The organism is Pseudomonas sp. NPDC008258 (genome assembly GCF_042956345.1).
GTDB lineage: Bacteria > Pseudomonadota > Gammaproteobacteria > Pseudomonadales > Pseudomonadaceae > Aquipseudomonas.
The window spans coordinates 111,311-128,937 of record NZ_JBIBGE010000013.1 but is presented as its reverse complement, the minus strand read 5'-3'; the positions used below and the strand labels follow the sequence as shown (position 1 = coordinate 128,937).

Genomic DNA, 17,627 nt, shown 5'->3' with positions numbered 1-17,627 from the left:
TATGTGATCGGATTAATACTGATCCACATCATTTTTCCACCCCATCACCCGATGTAGGAGATGCACTAATGGTTGCTGGATTGCTCGAGCGCCTTGGCGTTGCCGCCGAGGCTTACACCCAGGGCGACTACCCTGTTCACACGCCGATCGACGGCAGCCAGATCGCCTCGGTGAAACTGCTCGGCAAAGCCGAGACCATCGCCCGTATCGACCAGGCCCAAAGCGCCTTCGAGGCCTGGCGCACTGTACCGGCCCCGCGCCGTGGCGAGCTGGTGCGCCTGTTTGGCGAAGTGCTGCGTGAGCACAAGGCCGACCTGGGCGAGCTGGTATCGATCGAAGCCGGCAAGATCACCCAGGAAGGCCTGGGCGAAGTGCAGGAAATGATCGACATCTGCGACTTTGCCGTTGGCCTGTCGCGCCAGCTGTACGGCCTGACCATCGCCTCCGAGCGCCCGGGCCACCACATGCGTGAAACCTGGCACCCGCTGGGCGTGGTCGGCGTGATCAGCGCCTTCAACTTCCCGGTCGCGGTCTGGGCCTGGAACACCGCCCTGGCCCTGGTGGCCGGTAACTCGGTGGTGTGGAAGCCGTCCGAGAAAACCCCGCTTACCGCCCTGGCTTGCCAGGCGCTGTTCGAAAAAGCCCTGAAAGCCTTCGGCGACGCCCCGGCTGGCCTGGCACAACTGGTCATCGGCGGCCGTGAAGCCGGCGAAGCCATGGTCGATGACCCGCGCGTGCCGCTGGTCAGCGCCACCGGCAGCACCCGCATGGGCCGCGAAGTGGGCCCACGTGTGGCTGCCCGTTTCGGCCGCAGCATCCTCGAACTGGGCGGCAACAACGCCATGATCCTGGCCCCGAGTGCCGACCTGGACCTGGCCGTGCGCGGCATCCTGTTCTCGGCTGTCGGTACTGCTGGCCAGCGTTGCACCACCCTGCGTCGCCTTATCGTGCACCGCTCGATCAAGGACGAAGTGGTTGCCCGCGTCAAAGCGGCCTACGGCAAAGTGCGCATCGGTGACCCACGCAAGGACAACCTGGTCGGCCCGCTGATCGACAAGCTGTCGTTCGACGCCATGCAGGGCGCGCTGGCCAAGGCCCGCGACGAAGGTGGCCAGGTGTTTGGTGGCGAGCGTCAGCTGGCCGACCAATACCCGAACGCTTACTACGTGTCGCCAGCCATTGCCGAAATGCCTGCGCAGAGCGACGTGGTGCGCCACGAAACCTTCGCCCCGATCTTGTACGTGCTGGCCTACGACGACTTCGAAGAGGCCCTGCGCCTGAACAACGAAGTGCCACAAGGCCTGTCGTCGTGCATCTTCACTACCGACATTCGCGAGGCCGAGCGCTTCCAGAGTGCCTCGGGCAGCGACTGCGGCATCGCCAACGTCAACATCGGCACCAGCGGCGCCGAGATCGGCGGTGCGTTCGGTGGCGAGAAAGAGACTGGCGGTGGCCGTGAGTCGGGTTCGGATGCGTGGAAAGGCTACATGCGTCGCCAGACCAACACCGTGAACTACTCGCGCGAGCTGCCGCTGGCGCAGGGTATCGTGTTCGACTGATCGATTGATGCTGCATGGCCGGGGGCCTCGCCCCCGGTTCGCGGGCACGCCCGCTCCCACAGGATCTCCACTGCCTTTGAGGTCTGTGTGGTCCCTGTGGGAGCGGGCGTGCCCGCGAATGGGCTGCAAGGCAGCCCCAACAAGAACAAATTGCTGGAGCCGGGCCATGTCCGAACTGCGTCAAGAATGCTTGTGGGAATTCGTCAGCAAACCGACCGTTGCCGCCCAGGCCCTGGCCGGTGAGCACAAGGCCGATGTCTGCGTGATCGGTGGCGGTATTACCGGCCTGTCGGCGGCCATCCACCTGCTCGAACAGGGCAAGTCGGTGATCCTGCTGGAGGCCTGGAAGATCGGCCACGGCGGCTCCGGGCGCAACGTCGGCCTGGTCAACGCCGGCACCTGGATCCGCCCCGACGACGTCGAGGCCACCCTCGGCCAGAAGCAGGGCAGCCGCCTGAACAAGGTGCTCGGCGAAGCCCCGGCGGAAGTGTTCGCCATGATCGAGCGCCTGGGCATCGACTGCCAGGCCCAGCACAAAGGCACGCTGCACATGGCGCACAACGCCACCGGCATCGCCGACCTCGAAGCCCGGCACGAACAATGGCGCCGCCGTGGTGCCGACGTCGAGCTGCTGACCGGCGCCCAGTGCCAGGAATACTGCGGTACCAACAAGATTTCCGCCGCGCTGCTCGACCGCCGCGCCGGCACCATCAACCCCATGGGCTACACCCAGGGCCTGGCTGCTGCCGTGGCACGCCTGGGCGGCAAGCTGTTCCAGCAGTCTTCGGTCGAAGGCCTGGAGCGTGATGGCGATGCCTGGCGGGTGAAGACCGCACGCGGTTCGGTGCGCGCCGACAAGGTGGTGATTTCCACCGGCGCCTACACCGAAGGCGACTGGAGCAACCTGCAGAAGCAGTTCTTCCGTGGGTATTACTACCAGGTGGCGTCCAAGCCGCTACAGGGCGCTGCGGCCGACAAGGTGCTGCCACACGGCCAAGGCTCGTGGGACACCCGTACCGTGCTCAGCAGCATCCGCCGCGACGACCAGGGCCGCCTGCTGCTCGGCAGCCTGGGCCGGGTCGACAACAAGCCGGCGTGGTTCGTGCGCAGCTGGGCCGACCGGATCCAGAGCCACTACTACCCGGAGCTGGGCAAGGTCGAGTGGGAGATGCACTGGACCGGCTGCATCGACTTCACCCCCGACCACCTGATGCGCCTGTTCGAGCCGGCGCCGGGGCTGGTGGCGGTGACCGGGTACAACGGGCGGGGGAATACCACCGGCACCGTGATTGGCCGGGCGTTTGCCGAGTTCCTCCTGAAGGGCGAGGCTGATAGCCTGCCGATACCGTTCTCGCCGATGAATGGTGTGAGCGCGCCTTCGCTGCGCACCGCGTTCTACGAGTCCGGCTTCTCGCTGTACCACGCGGGGCAATGCTTGAGAGTTGTGTTGTAAGCGCCGGCCTCTTCGCGGGCATGCCCGCTCCCACAGGTACCGCGCAGGATGTCGACATTACGCGATCCCTGTGGGAGCGGGCGAGCCCGCGAAGAGGCCAGTACAGGCTTACTTGTGCAACCAGCTTAGGAAGCCACCCTTCTTGATCAAGGCCGGCTTCTGCAGCAACAACGATTCCCGGCTCTGGCGCCGGAACCGCTGCAACTTGCTCAGCGCCGTCTGCACATCGCCACGCTGCACCAGGCAACTCTTCACCTGCTCCTTGTCGATCCGGTACAGCACGCAACTGGTCAATGTCCGGAATTCGGCAAACGAGTCATCCTCATCGATGATCCCCTCAATCCCCAGCACCTCGCCCGGCCCCATGCGCCCGGCTTCCAGCAGCTTGTCGCCATCGCGCACCGACGCCGAGACCACGCCGCTGCCAATCACCAGCAAATGCTCGGAATGCTCGCCCACCTCCAGAATCACCTGATCCGCCAGGTACTCCACGGCGGTCATGCGCTGGCTGAGCGCATCGCGCTCCTCGGCGCTCAACGAGCGGAACACCCGCACTTCGTCCAGCACTTCGCGCTGGCGGCTGCGCGGGGGTATGGCCAGGTCGACGTTCCACATTACCCCGCTGGCCTCCAGGTGCCGGTGGGCAAGGTCGAACAACTGGTTGCGCGCATCGCCCTTTACGCCCGCGTCCGCTACGAAGCCACTGGCCTCGTACTCCACGGACTCCAGCATTGAAGCCTTTACCGTCACCTTCGGTTTGGGCGTGGCAAGAATGGCGCTGACGCCCTGCAAGGCTTTTTCCAGTGCATCGAATACCCGCTTGGGCCGCACCTTGGCCGGCACCACCACGCTGATGGACACCCCATGCACATCGGCCGGTCGGCTGTGGTTGAGCAGCCGGGCCTTGGCCGCCACCGAGTTGGGGATTACCGCCAAGCTGCCGGTGCCGGTCAACAGGCGCGTGGCGCGCCAGTCGATTTCCAGCACCTTGCCTTCGGTGCCGTCGATAGAGATCGAGTCGCCAATCTGGTACGGCCGCGTGGTGTTCAGGATGATGCCGCTGAACACATCGGCCAGGGTGCTCTGCAACGCCAGGCCGATGACGATGGCCATTACCCCCGATGTCGCCAGCAGGCCTTTCACCGGCAACTGCAACACATAGCCTGCGGCAGCCACCACGGCGGCCAGGAAGATCAACGCCCCCAGCACATCCTGCAACAACCGCCCGCCATGGCTGCCACGGGCCACCAGCAGCAGGCCGAACACCACCGTGACCGTGCGTGCGCCAAACAGCCACCAGCCGATGCTCAGCACGGTGGCCATCAGGTTGCGCGAGACATCGTCGGGCCAGGGCGGCGGTTGCAGCGGGCTCATGCCAGCAGCCACCAGCACCGAGCTGAACAGCAGGAAGATGACCAGCCGCGTGCCGATGTGCCAGGCGCGGCGCTGGAGAGGGATGACTTGCCAGAGCACGAGGTCGAGCAGGATCAGGGCGGTACCGAGCAACAACGGGGACGACTGGATGAACGCCAGCATGGTGGTCTCGGGGGTGAGGGGAGGGCTGTGGGTAGTAATAGAGCAGGTTGCTGTTGCAGGCAATGGGGCCTGTGCTGGCCTCTTCGCGGGCTCGCCCGCTCCCACAGGGATTACACAGCATTCAAATCCAGCGCGGTCCCTGTGGGAGCGGGCAAGCCCGCGAAGAGGCCAGCAAATCCAGCGCCAATCCATCGTTCCTAAAACAGAACGCTAAAGCCAAAAACCACTATCTACCGCTCCAAAGGTGATGGTTTTAATCTTCTCCCATCAACGCGAAACACCCAACTTACTGAAAATCAAAACCCTTAGGAGCTACCCCCATGACCAACTTCAAATACAACCGCCTGAACAAAGACGACGCCGCCGTACTGCTGGTCGACCACCAGGCTGGCCTGCTGTCGCTGGTCCGCGACATCGAACCAGACGCGTTCAAGAACAACGTGCTGGCTCTGGCCGACCTGGCCAAGTTCTTCAACCTGCCAACCATCCTCACCACCAGCTTCGAGCAAGGCCCCAACGGCCCGCTGGTACCGGAACTCAAAGCACTGTTCCCGGACGCCCCCTACATCGCCCGCCCAGGCCAGATCAACGCCTGGGACAACGAAGACTTCGTCAAGGCGGTGAAAGCCACCGGCAAGAAGCAGCTGATCATCGCCGGCGTGGTCACCGAAGTGTGCGTAGCCTTCCCGGCACTGGCTGCACTGGAAGAAGAGTTCGACGTGTTCGTGGTCACCGATGCCTCCGGCACCTTCAACGCCATGACCCGCGACGCCGCCCACGACCGTATGAGCCGCGCCGGCGCCCAACTGATGACCTGGTTCGGCGTGGCCTGTGAGCTGCACCGCGACTGGCGCAACGACATCGAAGGCCTGGCCGCACTGTGCTCCAACCACATCCCGGACTACCGCAACCTGATGACCAGCTACAACGCCTTCAACGCCAACAAGTAAGCCCAACCGCCGCGGGCACCGCCAGTCGGTGCCCGCCAAGGGCAGCACACCCATCCAATCCTCCGCCCGTTCACCGTTGCACAGTGGATGCGGGCAAGCTCATCCCAAGGAACGCCGATGAACACCGCACTCCAAGACAACCGCGAAGTAGTGACCGTATGCCTGCAACACCAGGTTCTTGATACCACCCCGGGCACCCCGGCCGCGCAACCGCCGCGCTGGAAGCAGGCGCTGCTGACCTACCTGGTGATCTGCCCGATGACCATGGTCATTCCGCAACTGCTGGCGCCGTTGTTCGCCCGCTTCCCGCAGCTGGGGGGGCCGATCACCGGCAACCTCATCGTCAACCTGTTCGTCATCCTGCCCGTGGTGTTCTACATCATGCCTTGGGTAACCCGCCGCTGCGCCAACTGGCTGCGCGGCTGAGCCACGCCTTCACCTCGACACTTTCAAGGAGATACCGTTATGAGCACCTTCGTTACCCGTGATGGCACGTCGATTTATTTCAAGGACTGGGGCAGTGGCAAGCCCGTGCTGTTCAGCCACGGCTGGCCGCTGGATGCCGACATGTGGGATTCGCAGATGGAGTTCCTGGCCAGCCGCGGCTACCGCGCCATCGCCTTCGACCGCCGGGGCTTCGGGCGGTCGAGCCAGCCGTGGAACGGTTACGACTACGACACCTTTGCCGATGACATTGCCCAGCTGATCGAGCACCTCGACCTGCGCGACGTGACCCTGGTGGGCTTCTCCATGGGTGGCGGTGACGTCAGCCGCTACATCGCCCGCCACGGCAGTGAGCGGGTCGCCGGGCTGGTGCTGCTGGGCGCAGTGACGCCGGTGTTCGGCAAGCGTGACGATAACCCCGAGGGCGTCGACCTGTCGGTGTTCGAAGGTATCCGCGCTGGCCTGCGTGCCGATCGCGCGCAGTTCATCGCCGATTTCGCCGCGCCGTTCTATGGCATCAACCATGGGCAGCAAGTGTCCCAAGGGGTGCAGGCCCAGACCCTGAACATTGCGCTGATGGCGTCGATCAAAGGCACCCTGGATTGCGTGACGGCGTTCTCCGAAACCGACTTCCGCCCGGACATGGCCAAGGTCGATGTGCCGACGCTGGTGATTCATGGTGATGACGACCAGATCGTGCCGTTCGAGACCACTGGCAAGCAGGCGGCGGAACTGATTCGTGGGGCTGAGTTGAAGGTGTATGCCGGGGCGCCGCACGGGTTTGCGGTGACCCATGCGCAGCAGCTTAATGAGGATTTGCTGGCGTTCCTCCAGCAGTAACTGTGGGAGGCATTCGCGGGCTCGCCCGCTCCCACAGGTACTGCACAGCACTCGAAACCTGTGATTTCCCTGTGGGAGCGGGCAAGCCCGCGAAGAGGCCGGCCCGGGCAACACAAAACCTGATCAGGGCTAACCTTCTACAACCCACCGCACATCCATCCAAGCCCTGGCACTGCACCAACCGGCATGCTTCGCAGTTGCGCCTGCCGCCGCCGCACCGAGAGACGGAGAACCCCATGTCCCAGGACCGCAACGACAAGACCCGTCGCCAGTTCCTCGCCACCAGCACCGTGCTCGGTGCTGCCGGTGCGCTCTGGTCTGCATTGCCTTTCACCGGCCAAGCCGGTTCCGCTCACGCATCCACCCAAGGAGGTTCCATGACCGCCGACCTGATTCTGTTCAACGGCAAACTGCACACCGTTGACCGCGAAAAGCCCACCGCTACCGCCGTCGCCATCAAGGACGGCCGCTTCATCGCCGTGGGCAACGACGCCGAGGCCATGGCCCACAAGGGCGCCACCACGCAACTCGTCGACCTCAAGCAGCGCACGGTCATCCCCGGCCTGAACGACTCGCACCTGCACCTGATCCGCGGTGGCCTGAACTACAACCTGGAGTTGCGCTGGGAAGGCGTACCGTCGGTGGCCGATGCCCTGCGCATGCTCAAGGACCAGGCTGCGCGCACGCCCACCCCGCAGTGGGTACGTGTGGTGGGTGGCTGGAACGAGTTCCAGTTCGCCGAAAAACGCATGCCGACCCTGGAAGAAATCAACCAGGCTGCACCCGATACTCCGGTGTTCCTGCTGCACCTCTACGACCGCGCATTGCTCAACCGCGCCGCGCTCAAGGCTGTCGGCTACGACAAGAGCACCCCGAACCCGCCGGGTGGCGAGATCCAGCGTGACAAGTTCGGCAACCCGACGGGCATGCTGATTGCCCGCCCGAACGCGATGATCCTCTACGCCACCCTGGCCAAAGGGCCGAAGCTGCCGCTGGAATACCAGGTCAACTCCACCCGCCAGTTCATGCGTGAGCTCAACCGCCTGGGCCTGACCAGTGCCATCGACGCTGGCGGCGGCTACCAGAACTTCCCCGACGACTACTCGGTGATCCAGGAGCTGGCCGACAACAACCAGCTGACCGTGCGCATTGCCTACAACCTGTTCACCCAGAAGCCCAAGGAAGAGCTGGACGACTTCAAGAAGTGGACCTCCAGCGTCAAGCTGCACAGCGGCACCGACTTCCTGCGCCACAACGGCGCCGGCGAAATGCTGGTGTTCTCCGCCGCCGACTTCGAGGACTTCCTCGAACCGCGCCCGGACCTGCCGCAGACCATGGAAGAAGAGCTGGAGCCGGTGGTGCGCCACCTGGTCGAGCAGCGCTGGCCGTTCCGCCTGCACGCTACCTACAACGAATCGATCACGCGCATGCTCGACGTGTTCGAGAAGGTCAACCGCGACATCCCGTTCAACGGCCTGCCGTGGTTCTTCGACCATGCCGAAACCATCACCCCGCAGAACATCGAGCGCGTGCGCGCCCTGGGCGGTGGTATCGCCGTACAGGACCGTATGGCCTTCCAGGGCGAGTATTTTGTTGATCGCTACGGCGCCAAGGCCGCCGAGCAGACCCCACCGATCAAGCGCATGCTCGACATGGGCGTGCCGGTTGGTGCCGGTACCGATGCTACCCGTGTGTCCAGCTACAACCCATGGACCTCCCTGTACTGGCTGGTCAGCGGCAAGACCGTGGGCGGCATGGAGCTGTACCCCGAAGGGCTGAGCCGCGATACCGCACTGCAACTGTTCACCCAGGGCAGCGCGTGGTTCTCCAGCGAGCAGGGCAAGAAAGGCCAGATCAAGGTGGGCCAGCTGGCTGACCTGGCGGCGCTGTCGCTGGACTTCTTCAGCGTTGATGAAGAGGCGATCAAGGGCATCGAGTCGGTGCTGACCATTGTCGATGGCAAGGTGGTGTATGCGGCGGGGGAGTTCGATCGCCTCGGCCCACCACAGGTGCCGGTGCTGCCGGAGTGGTCGCCGGTGGCCAAGGTGCCGGGGCACTGGCGTGTGGGTACACCGTCGCTGGCTGCTGCCGTGCACCAGTGCTCGGGCCCGTGCGGGGTGCATGCGCACAGCCATGACAAGGCGCGCAAATCGAGTGTGCCGGTGAGTGACTTCCAGGGCTTCTGGGGGTCGCTGGGTTGCTCGTGCTTCGCGTTCTAAGCTGAGCTGATACAAAGAAGGGGCCATTTTTTGGCCCCTTTTTTTGTTCTTTCAGTGCTGGCCTCTTCGCGGGCTCGCCCGCTCCCACAGGTACGGCTTAGCTCTCAGGCTCTGCGCGGTCCCTGTGGGAGCGGGCGAGCCCGCGAAGAGGGCAGAGCAGGCAGCATCAATGGTGCGCCTTATGCTCCCCGCCAGCCAACAGATGCCGGATCTTCACCGCAACCCCATCGGTTTGCAGCATCCGCACCCGCGCCTCGATCTTCAGCTCGCCGCGCGTTACTCGGTGGTGATGCCGCAAATGCTCCAGCCACGACTCTTCAAAGAAGAACTCCAGCCAAACCGCCGGGTCGGCACTGTCGCGCATCAACCCCCACGACAACGCGCCATTGCGCTTGCGCATCGCCTCCAGCTCCCGCGCCGCCTGCTGAAACGCCTCGGCCTTGGCCGGGTCGATGTGGTACTCCACGGTCACCATCACCGGCCCGCTTTCCTTGTCCATGTCATCGCTCAGCACTGGCACCGGCCAGTGCAGCGACGGCGTCAGCTCTTCAGCCTCGGTTTCCGGCAGCGTCACCTTGCAGGTCAGCAAGGTGCCCAATGCCAGGCCACCTGCGGCAAACAGCAGGCTGAGAGTGATCGATACATGGCTGGCAACCGTACCCCACAGCAAGCCGCCACAGGCCATGGCGCCGAAGAAGATCAGGATGTACACCGACAACGCCCGCGCCCTTACCCAGGCCGGTACAGAGGTTTGCGCTGCCACCTGCAAATTCGACAGCACGGCAATCCACGCCGCACCACTGAGCAGCATCGCTGGCATCAGCACGTAGAAGTTGCGCACCAGTGCCAGGGCCAGCAGGAACAGGGCATACAGCAGGCTGGCAAACAGCACCAGGCGGTCGCGGCTGATGCGTTCGCGCAGGCGTGGCAGCAAGGTCGCGCCGGCCACTGCGCCAATGCCGATGGCCGCCAGCAGCAGGCCGAAGTCGGCAGCGGTACCGTGCATTTCACCGCGCACGATCAAGGGCAGCAGCGAGGTGCCAGCGCTGGCGCAGAAGAAAAACGCCAACGCTCGCAACAGCACGGCCTGCAAGGGTTTGGCACTGCGTGCGAAACGCAGCCCGGTACGCATGGCACCGACAAATCGTTCCGCTGGCAACAGCGGTTCTTTCACTTCGCGTTTCCACAGGAACAGCACCAGGATCACCCCGGCGAACGAAACCGCGTTCAGGGCAAAGGTCAGCCACGGGCCAACCAGGCTTACCACCACGCCAGCCAGGGCCGGGCCAATGGCGCGGGACACATTGATGCCGACGCTGGAAATGGCCACCGCGTTGGCCAGGTCTTCCTTGCCCACCAGTTCCGGCGTCAGCGCACTCCAGGCCGGCATCATCAACGCCGTGCCGATGCCCAGTGCCAGGGTCAGCACCAGCAGCAGGGTGACGTTCATCAGCCCCAGCAGGGTGAGGGCCGCCAATATCACGGCGACCGATGACATCCACAGCTGCACCAGCAACAGGTAGCGGCGCTTGTCGACGATATCTGCCGCCGCACCCGCCGGCAGGGCGAGAAAGAACATCGGCAATGATCCGGCCACCTGTATCAGCGCCACGTGCAGCGGGCTGGCCGACAGCGTGGTCATCAGCCAGCCGGCGCCAACTTCGTGCATCCAGGTGCCGATGTTGGAGGCGATTGTGGCGATCCACAGCATGCGGAAGGTGGTGTTGCGCAACGGGCTCCAGGCGCCTGAAGGGGAAGTGCTCATGTCAGAAGCTGCCTTTGAGTGGGTATTCGATGATCAGGTAGATGCGGTCGATGTCATCGCCGGCCTGGGCCTGGTTGGCGCGGTGGCTTACATGGGAGAACGACAGGCTCAGGTCCTTGGCGGCACCGGACTGCACCACGTATTTCAGGTCGATGTCGCGCTCCCAGTGTTTGCCGCCTTTGCCGTACTGGTTCACATAGGCGCCGTTTGCCGGGGCATGGCTGCCATCGATGCCGCGGCCGCTCACGTAGCGGCCCATCAGGCTCAGGCCGGGGACGCCGAGTGTGGCGAAGTTGAGGTCGTAGCGCAGTTGCCACGAGCGCTCACCGGGACCGTTGAAGTCGGCGTACTTGATCGAGTTGGCCAGGTAGATGGAATCGCCGCCGACGAAGTCGAACGGGGTGTCGCCCTCGACTTTCTGGTAGGCCAGGCTCAGCGCCTGGGCGCCGAAGCTGTACTTGGCCAGCAGGCTGTAGGCGAGGGTGTCGATTGCCCCGGCGCTGGCGTTGCCGGTGTCGTGGGTGCTGTACAGGTTGCCGTCCACGCGCCAGTTGCCTTCGGCCAGGTTCAGGTTCAGGTAGGCCTGGCGCCAGGTGTCTTGCAGTTGCCCGGCGTACAGCGCGCCGCCGAACGGGCCAGCGGGCGCGAACGTGGCGCCGGCCAGGCTGATGGCGCGGTTGTGGGTGGTGGCGCCGTAGCCGCTGAAGTCGTCGTGGGTGGAGCTGTTGTCCTGGTTGTTGAAGGCGGTGAAACGCCCGGCTTGCAGGCGCCAGTCGGGCAGGTCGGTATTCTCCACGAACCAGCCGGTGGCGTATTCCGGGTGCAGGCGTTTGTCGCCGGTGTCGAATACCGGGGTCTCCACCATCATCTCGCCGTAGCGCAGTCGGGTGTTGCCCAGGCGCAGTTTTAGTGCGGCGCCAGCGCTTGAATAGTCGGATTCGGCGCGGCCATCGCTGTCGCGCGGCAGCAGGCCAGTGCCGGCATGGCCGCGGCCGCCGTCCAGCTTCAGGCCTAGAAAGCCATGGGCGTCGATGCCTACGCCCACGGTGCCTTCGGTAAAGCCTGAGCGCACCTCGCCGATGAAGCCCTGGGCCCATTCCTGGCGGTAGTTCTGGCCACTGCCGGAAGGTGTGCGGAAGTCGCTGTGCAGGAAGTAGTTGCGGCTGAGCAGCGACCAGCCGGGTTCCTCGGCCTGGCTGAGTGCGGGGCAGAGGGCGAGGGTGGCGAGCAGGGCGCGGCCTGGTCCGTGAGTGGCGCGGATCATGGGGGCTCCGGGGTGGATGATCCGGGACTGTGGATGAAGGGTAGGTCAGGGGTCTTGTATGTGTGTGCTTTAACGGGCTTTGCCTGTCCCGGCCCTTTCGCGGGTGAACCCGCTCCCACAGGTACTGCACACGTCTCGGGACCAGCGCCGACCCTGTGGGAGCGGGTTCACCCGCGAAAGGGCCGGAGCAGGCAGCTACCCATTTAGGCCATGTCGCTGATCGCAAATTCCTCGGCCAGATGATCGATCAACGCCCGCACCGACGGCAGCAACCCGCGCCGCGAGGGGAAGATCGCATGCACGATGCCGCACCGCGGGTGCCAGTCCGGAATCAGTTCCACCAACCGCCCCGATGCCAGGTCTTCGCGCACCGCCACCCGCGGCAAATGCGCAATCCCCACCCCGGCCACCACAAAATGGCGGAGGGCGAATAAATCGTCGGTCACCATGCGCGGTGTATGCGGGATGACGATGCTGCGGCTGCTGTCCTCACCCTGGAATAGCTCCCACTGGTACTCGCGCTGGGCGCTGCCCCAATGCAGGCTCGGCAACGTGCCGAGCAGTTGCGGATCGAAGCCCTTGGGCAGTTGGTCCAGGTACTGCGGCTGGCCGACCAGGCACTGGGTGCTGTTGCTCAGCACCTTCATCACCATGTCGGTGTTTTCCAGCGGCGGAAAGCGTACTCGCAGCGCAATGTCGAAGCCCTCGTGCAGCAGGTCGACGCGGCGGTTGGTACTTTCGATGAACAGCTCAACCTGCGGGTACTTGAGCATGTAGCGGGTCAGCATCGGCCCGACCCAGGAGTTGAGCAGGGTGGTAGGGCAACTGATGCGCACCAGCCCGCGCGGCTCACTGCGGTTGCGCTCAATGATCTCCGCCGCGCCCTCGGCCTCCACGCGCATAGCCAGGCAGCGGTTGTAGTAGGCCTGGCCGATCTCGGTCAGCGAGCAGTGCCGGCTGGTGCGGTGCAGCAGGCGCACGCCCAGGCGGTCCTCAAGGTCGGCGATGCGCCGGCTGAGCTTTGACTTGGGCATGTCCAGCGCCCGCCCGGCCGGGGCGAAGCCGCCGTGCTCGACTACCTGGGTGAAGTAGTAGAGGGAGTTGAGGTCTTCCAATGATCGTTCTCCGGGTAACGGGTTGCCTGTACTGGCCCTTTCGCGGGCATGCCCGCTCCCACTGGGATCGCACATCGCCTGTGGGAGCGGGCGTGCCCGCGAAGAGGCCAGCAAATCCAACGCCAAACCATCGTTCATAAAACGGAACGCTAAAGCCAGATTCTGCTAACTACCGCCGCAAAGGTGATGATTTTAATCTGTGCCCATCAACGCGAAACACCCCGAATTGCTGAAAACTTCATAACCCTTAGGAGCACAGACCATGGCCAACTTCAAATACAACCGCCTGAACAAAGACGACGCTGCCGTACTGCTGGTCGACCACCAGGCTGGCCTGCTGTCGCTGGTGCGTGACATCGAGCCGGACAAGTTCAAGAACAACGTGCTGGCCCTGGCTGACCTGGCCAAGTTCTTCAACCTGCCGACCATCCTCACCACCAGCTTCGAACAAGGCCCCAACGGCCCGCTGGTGCCCGAGCTGAAAGCGCTGTTCCCGGATGCGCCGTACATCGCTCGCCCTGGCCAGATCAATGCCTGGGACAACGAAGACTTCGTCAAGGCGGTGAAGGCCACTGGCAAGAAGCAGCTGATCATTGCTGGTGTGGTGACTGAAGTGTGTGTTGCCTTCCCGGCCCTGGCGGCGCTGGAAGAAGAGTTCGATGTGTTCGTGGTGACCGATGCGTCCGGCACCTTCAATGAAATGACCCGTGATGCTGCCCATGACCGCATGAGCCAGGCGGGGGCGCAGATGATGACCTGGTTCGGCGTGGCCTGTGAGCTGCATCGCGACTGGCGCAACGATGTGGAAGGGCTGGCGGCGCTGTGCTCGAACCACATTCCGGATTATCGCAACCTGATGACCAGCTATAACGCGCTGACTTCGGGTAGGTAACACCAGGTAACCTGATGGTTGAATTCCACTGAGAGCGATCATTGACTTGATGCGAGAGTGTTGTTAGCGTCTCAGTTGAGCGCGAAACCAGCTGCCATTCAGCGGCAACAGTTGGCGTAGGAACCCCGTCGATGGCTGAATCATCAGCGTCGGGTGAGACCTCCACACCCCGGCTTGAGGGTGTGTATATGAATATCAAGCATGCTTACAGGGCCACTGGTAACAGTGGCCCTTTTCTTTGCTCGGTAGAAATGTGTACCGCTTGTAGAGCAGCTTCCCGTGGCGATGCTTGTTCAGAGCTTTTGCATCGCACTGCATGAAATTCCACAGCATTTTGCCTTTGTCGAGTGTTACGACCACCAGCATCTGCCGCTTGGTCTCGTAGACGCCTATAAAGGCAAGCCTGTTGGTGTTATTGGTGTATGCCACCTGCCACACTTCAAATGGTCCGATCAGCGTATCCAGGGCGACTTTGACATAGCGTTCCCGGGCGTCCTGTCGCTTTTCGACAATGTGATGGATACAGCTACGCCGAATCAGGATGTCGCCCATTGGGCTTTTGACGATTACCCGGCTGGCATCTTCTCTGCTCAAGCCCAGGTGCTGTGCAGCCAGTTCAATTGCGGCGTCATGTGAGTCGGCAGAAGCGAGTTCTTCGATAGCCTGGGCGCGCAGTTCACGCGCAAGCGTTTTGAGGTCTGGCAGTTTCTCGTCCACCCAATTGTTCTGGCTTTTGCTCTCGGTGACTTTCGCGATGGAGTGGTTGGGGCTCAATGAGATACCTGGCTGCGATGGATGTCGCTGATGCGGTGGCGGCCAAGTGAGCCTAGAGAGCAGAGTTTTCTTGAACAATCAGACGGGGAGGGACGCGCTTTGTAGGGTGTTTCCTATATTGAGGCTGAGCAGGCCAGTCACAGCAGCCTGCTCAGGTCTGATGCAAAGCGCTTTAACTTATGGGCTGTGACTCCATCCCATCCAGCAATGCCTCAACCAACCCTTCTGCCATTTCGAGTGCATTCAGGTTGCTCCAGAACAGGCTTTTGCCTGTGTCATCCAGATGCTCCAAGGCTTTGTAGCCGCAGTCGTAGGCACCGCGCAGGTACTGGGCGACATGTACCAGGGCATCGTGGGCGGAGACGCCCGGGTTTACTGTGAACAATGGGGGATGGCCGGCATCGCAGCGGCTGAAAGGGCGTTGAGTTGTGTCGGGGAGGGGTGGATCGGGGACGATTCTCTTCATGGCAACTCCTTCTCCAGAAATGAACTGCAACCACCCGTTTCCACGCAGAAGGCGGCAGTTGTACGCGAGGTGGAAAACCGGGGAGAAGGCAAGCCGGTAGGCCAAAAGGCCACACGCGCACAACTGCCATTACGGCAGTCCTTCATCACATCCGGGTTTCCACACCCGATCGCTGAACCGACAGCGACCCGGTCAGCCTAGAGAGCAGGCCTTCCCCGGACAATCAGACGGGCGTCGACACGGTGTGTAGGATAATTCTTCAGGCTATGTGCACATGTAAGAAACGGCCCGGAAAAACGTAGGACGCTGCTGAGAATTTGGTGTGTTGGGTCCGCTACGCGGCCCATCGCCGGCAAGCCGGGCTCCCACAGGTACGGCATAAACCTCAAGTTCTTCGCGGTTTCTGTGGGAGCTGGCTTGCCGGCGATGGGCTGCGAAGCAGCCCCAATGGCTGCCCGAATGGCTTAACTGACTGGCATTGCGCCTCAGCCCTCTTCCTGAAGCGATGCGCCAATCTTCAATCCGCATCCGAATCAAACAACCGCTCCAACTCCACCCGCGCCTCCTTGGCCGTCTGCATCACCTTGGCCCGGTCATCACGCACCTGCCCCTGGGCCACCAGCACCTCTTCATCATGCTGGGTAAACCGCGCAATCCGGTCCGCCGCCTGTTCATCACTCAAACCCAACCCCACCAGCGCGCGGCGGGTCATCTCCAGGCTGGAGTAGAACGTCTCGCGAATTGGCTCTGCACCCACATCCGCCAACTTGTGCACATGCTGGCGGTTACGTGCCCGGGCCAGCACTTTCAGGTGCGGGTACAGGCGCTTCACCCGTTCAGCGGTATGAATGGCCGCTTCAGGGTCATCAATGGTGATGATGAAGTACTCCGCCTCACCCACCTTTGCCGCATGCAGCACTTCCGGGCGTAGCGGGTCGCCGTAGAACACCGGCACCTGTTCGAACATCCGCGTCATCTCGATGGTGTCCACCGAGGTTTCCAGGGCAATGAACGGGATTTTCTGCGCCCGCAGAATGCGCGCCACGATCTGGCCCATACGGCCCATGCCGACGATCACCACCCGCGGTGTATCAGTCTGGATCTGCTTGTACTGCTCAGGCACTTCCCGCACAGGCTGTGGGCGTTTCAGGGCGCGGGCGCAGCCAATCATCAGCAGCGGGGTGATGGCCATCGACAGGGTGATGGTCATCAGCAACAGGTCGTAAGTCTGGGTGTCGAACAGCCCTTGGTCTTTGCCCAGCTTGAACACCACGAAGGCGAACTCACCCCCGGCGGCCAGCACCATGCCCAAACGAAGGGCGCTGGCGCTGTTCAGGCCACCGGCCAGGCGGCCGACGCCAATCAAAAGCACCAGCTTCACAGCCACCAGCAGCAAGGTCAGGCCCAGCAGCACCAGCGGCATTTCCAGCAGCAGGCGCAGGTTGGCGCCCATGCCGACGCTGATGAAGAACAGCCCCAGCAGCAGGCCCTTGAACGGTTCGATCTGCGACTCCAACTCATGCCGATACTCCGAGTCGGCCAGCAGCAGGCCGGCAAGGAAGGCGCCCAGGGCCATGGACACACCGGCTTCTTCCATCAGCCACGCGGTGCCGATCACCACCAGCAATGCGGTGGCGGTGGACACTTCTGGCAGGCCGGTGCGGGCCACGGTGCGGAACACCGGGCGCAACAGGTAGCGGCCGCCGATGATGACCACGGCGATGCTGGCAAATACCTTCAGGCCGTGTTGCAGGCTGTCACCGTGGCTGGTGTCCGGGCCACTGGCAGCCAACAACGGCACCAGGGCAATCAGCGGGATGGCGGCGATGTCCTGGAACAGCAGGATGGCAAAGGCCAGGCGACCGTGCGGGGCGTTCAGCTGCTTGCTCTCGGCCAGGCTCTGCAGGCCAAGGGCGGTGGACGACAACGCCAGGCCCAGGCCGAGCACGATGGCTGCCGGTAGCGACTGGCTGAAGCCGAACAGGGCGATGGCGCCGATCAGTGCACCGGTCAGCAGCACCTGGGCGGTGCCGACGCCGAACACTGATTTGCGCATCAGCCACAGGCGCTTGGGTGACAGTTCCAGACCGATGATGAACAGCAGCAGCACCACGCCCAGCTCGGAAATGTGCGCCACGCTCTCGGTGTCGCGGATCAGGCCCAGCGCTTGCGGGCCGATGACCACGCCGGCCAGCAGGTAACCGAGCACGGCACCCAGTTGCAGGCGTTTGGCCAGCGGGACGGCGAGGACGGCGGCGAGCAGGAAGATCACCGCGGTTTGCAGAAGGCTGCCTTCGTGTGGCATTGGCTCGTACTCCATGAGCTGCCGGGGCAGCGTTTGAACAGTTTG

Annotated in this window: 14 protein-coding genes; 7 read left to right on the top strand and 7 right to left on the bottom strand. The window is 63.4% G+C overall.

The annotated features are described in order from the left end of the window. Positions 1 to 68 precede the first annotated feature (68 nt). Both ACFY9W_RS13115 and ACFY9W_RS13110 read left to right on the top strand, forming a co-directional pair. A complete protein-coding gene (locus tag ACFY9W_RS13115; protein ID WP_016712672.1) occupies positions 69 to 1,559 on the top strand; it encodes an aldehyde dehydrogenase family protein in 1,491 nt (496 codons plus the stop codon). Between the two features lie 166 nt (positions 1,560 to 1,725). Further along, a complete protein-coding gene (locus ACFY9W_RS13110) occupies positions 1,726 to 3,012 on the top strand; it encodes an FAD-dependent oxidoreductase (RefSeq protein WP_391130745.1) in 1,287 nt (428 codons plus the stop codon). Between the two features lie 108 nt (positions 3,013 to 3,120). On the opposite strand, the gene ACFY9W_RS13105 is transcribed toward ACFY9W_RS13110, so the two are convergent. After that, positions 3,121 to 4,548, bottom strand: a complete 1,428-nt coding sequence (locus ACFY9W_RS13105; protein WP_391130742.1) for a mechanosensitive ion channel domain-containing protein — start codon at positions 4,546 to 4,548, stop codon at positions 3,121 to 3,123. 320 nt (positions 4,549 to 4,868) lie between these two features. Between ACFY9W_RS13105 and ycaC (ACFY9W_RS13100) the strand changes: the two genes are divergently transcribed. The 4 genes from ycaC (ACFY9W_RS13100) (at position 4,869) to ACFY9W_RS13085 (ending at position 9,001) form a co-directional block, all read left to right on the top strand. Beyond that, the gene (gene ycaC / locus ACFY9W_RS13100) at positions 4,869 to 5,498 is read left to right on the top strand and encodes an isochorismate family cysteine hydrolase YcaC (protein ID WP_009681621.1); all 630 of its coding nucleotides are present in this window, start codon (positions 4,869 to 4,871) and stop codon (positions 5,496 to 5,498) included. A 117-nt stretch (positions 5,499 to 5,615) separates the two neighbouring features. Next, positions 5,616 to 5,924, top strand: coding sequence for a hypothetical protein (locus ACFY9W_RS13095; protein ID WP_391130738.1), 309 nt, complete (start codon positions 5,616 to 5,618; stop codon positions 5,922 to 5,924). A 39-nt stretch (positions 5,925 to 5,963) separates the two neighbouring features. After that, positions 5,964 to 6,782 (top strand): alpha/beta fold hydrolase, encoded by an 819-nt coding sequence (locus ACFY9W_RS13090; RefSeq protein ID WP_391130735.1) that lies wholly within the window; start codon positions 5,964 to 5,966, stop codon positions 6,780 to 6,782. 377 nt (positions 6,783 to 7,159) lie between these two features. Beyond that, positions 7,160 to 9,001, top strand: a complete 1,842-nt coding sequence (locus tag ACFY9W_RS13085; RefSeq protein WP_391130800.1) for an amidohydrolase family protein — start codon at positions 7,160 to 7,162, stop codon at positions 8,999 to 9,001. Positions 9,002 to 9,167: 166 nt separating this feature from the next. Here ACFY9W_RS13085 and ACFY9W_RS13080 read toward each other — a convergent pair whose 3' ends face one another. The 3 genes from ACFY9W_RS13080 to ACFY9W_RS13070 all read right to left on the bottom strand — a co-directional run bounded on the left by ACFY9W_RS13080 (position 9,168) and on the right by ACFY9W_RS13070 (position 13,145). Continuing rightward, positions 9,168 to 10,766 (bottom strand): MFS transporter, encoded by a 1,599-nt coding sequence (locus tag ACFY9W_RS13080; RefSeq protein ID WP_391130732.1) that lies wholly within the window; start codon positions 10,764 to 10,766, stop codon positions 9,168 to 9,170. 1 nt (position 10,767) lies between these two features. Next, positions 10,768 to 12,030 (bottom strand): OprD family outer membrane porin, encoded by a 1,263-nt coding sequence (locus tag ACFY9W_RS13075; RefSeq protein WP_391130729.1) that lies wholly within the window; start codon positions 12,028 to 12,030, stop codon positions 10,768 to 10,770. A 203-nt stretch (positions 12,031 to 12,233) separates the two neighbouring features. Continuing rightward, on the bottom strand, positions 12,234 to 13,145 hold the full coding sequence (locus tag ACFY9W_RS13070; RefSeq protein WP_391130726.1) for a LysR substrate-binding domain-containing protein: 912 nt from the start codon (positions 13,143 to 13,145) through the stop codon (positions 12,234 to 12,236). A gap of 262 nt (positions 13,146 to 13,407) precedes the next feature. Here ACFY9W_RS13070 and ycaC (ACFY9W_RS13065) point away from each other — a divergent pair, with 262 nt between their 5' ends. Next, positions 13,408 to 14,037: an isochorismate family cysteine hydrolase YcaC gene (ycaC, locus tag ACFY9W_RS13065; RefSeq protein WP_391130723.1), complete on the top strand. Its 630-nt coding sequence runs from the start codon at positions 13,408 to 13,410 to the stop codon at positions 14,035 to 14,037. 195 nt (positions 14,038 to 14,232) lie between these two features. Here the strand turns inward: ycaC (ACFY9W_RS13065) and ACFY9W_RS13060 are convergent, their stop codons facing one another. From ACFY9W_RS13060 to ACFY9W_RS13050, 3 genes are all read right to left on the bottom strand, one after another. Then, positions 14,233 to 14,811, bottom strand: coding sequence for a PBECR2 nuclease fold domain-containing protein (locus tag ACFY9W_RS13060; RefSeq protein ID WP_391130720.1), 579 nt, complete (start codon positions 14,809 to 14,811; stop codon positions 14,233 to 14,235). 172 nt (positions 14,812 to 14,983) lie between these two features. Next, the gene (locus tag ACFY9W_RS13055; protein ID WP_391130717.1) at positions 14,984 to 15,277 is read right to left on the bottom strand and encodes a hypothetical protein; all 294 of its coding nucleotides are present in this window, start codon (positions 15,275 to 15,277) and stop codon (positions 14,984 to 14,986) included. 517 nt (positions 15,278 to 15,794) lie between these two features. Next, a complete protein-coding gene (locus ACFY9W_RS13050) occupies positions 15,795 to 17,582 on the bottom strand; it encodes a monovalent cation:proton antiporter-2 (CPA2) family protein (RefSeq protein ID WP_391130714.1) in 1,788 nt (595 codons plus the stop codon). Positions 17,583 to 17,627 lie beyond the last annotated feature (45 nt).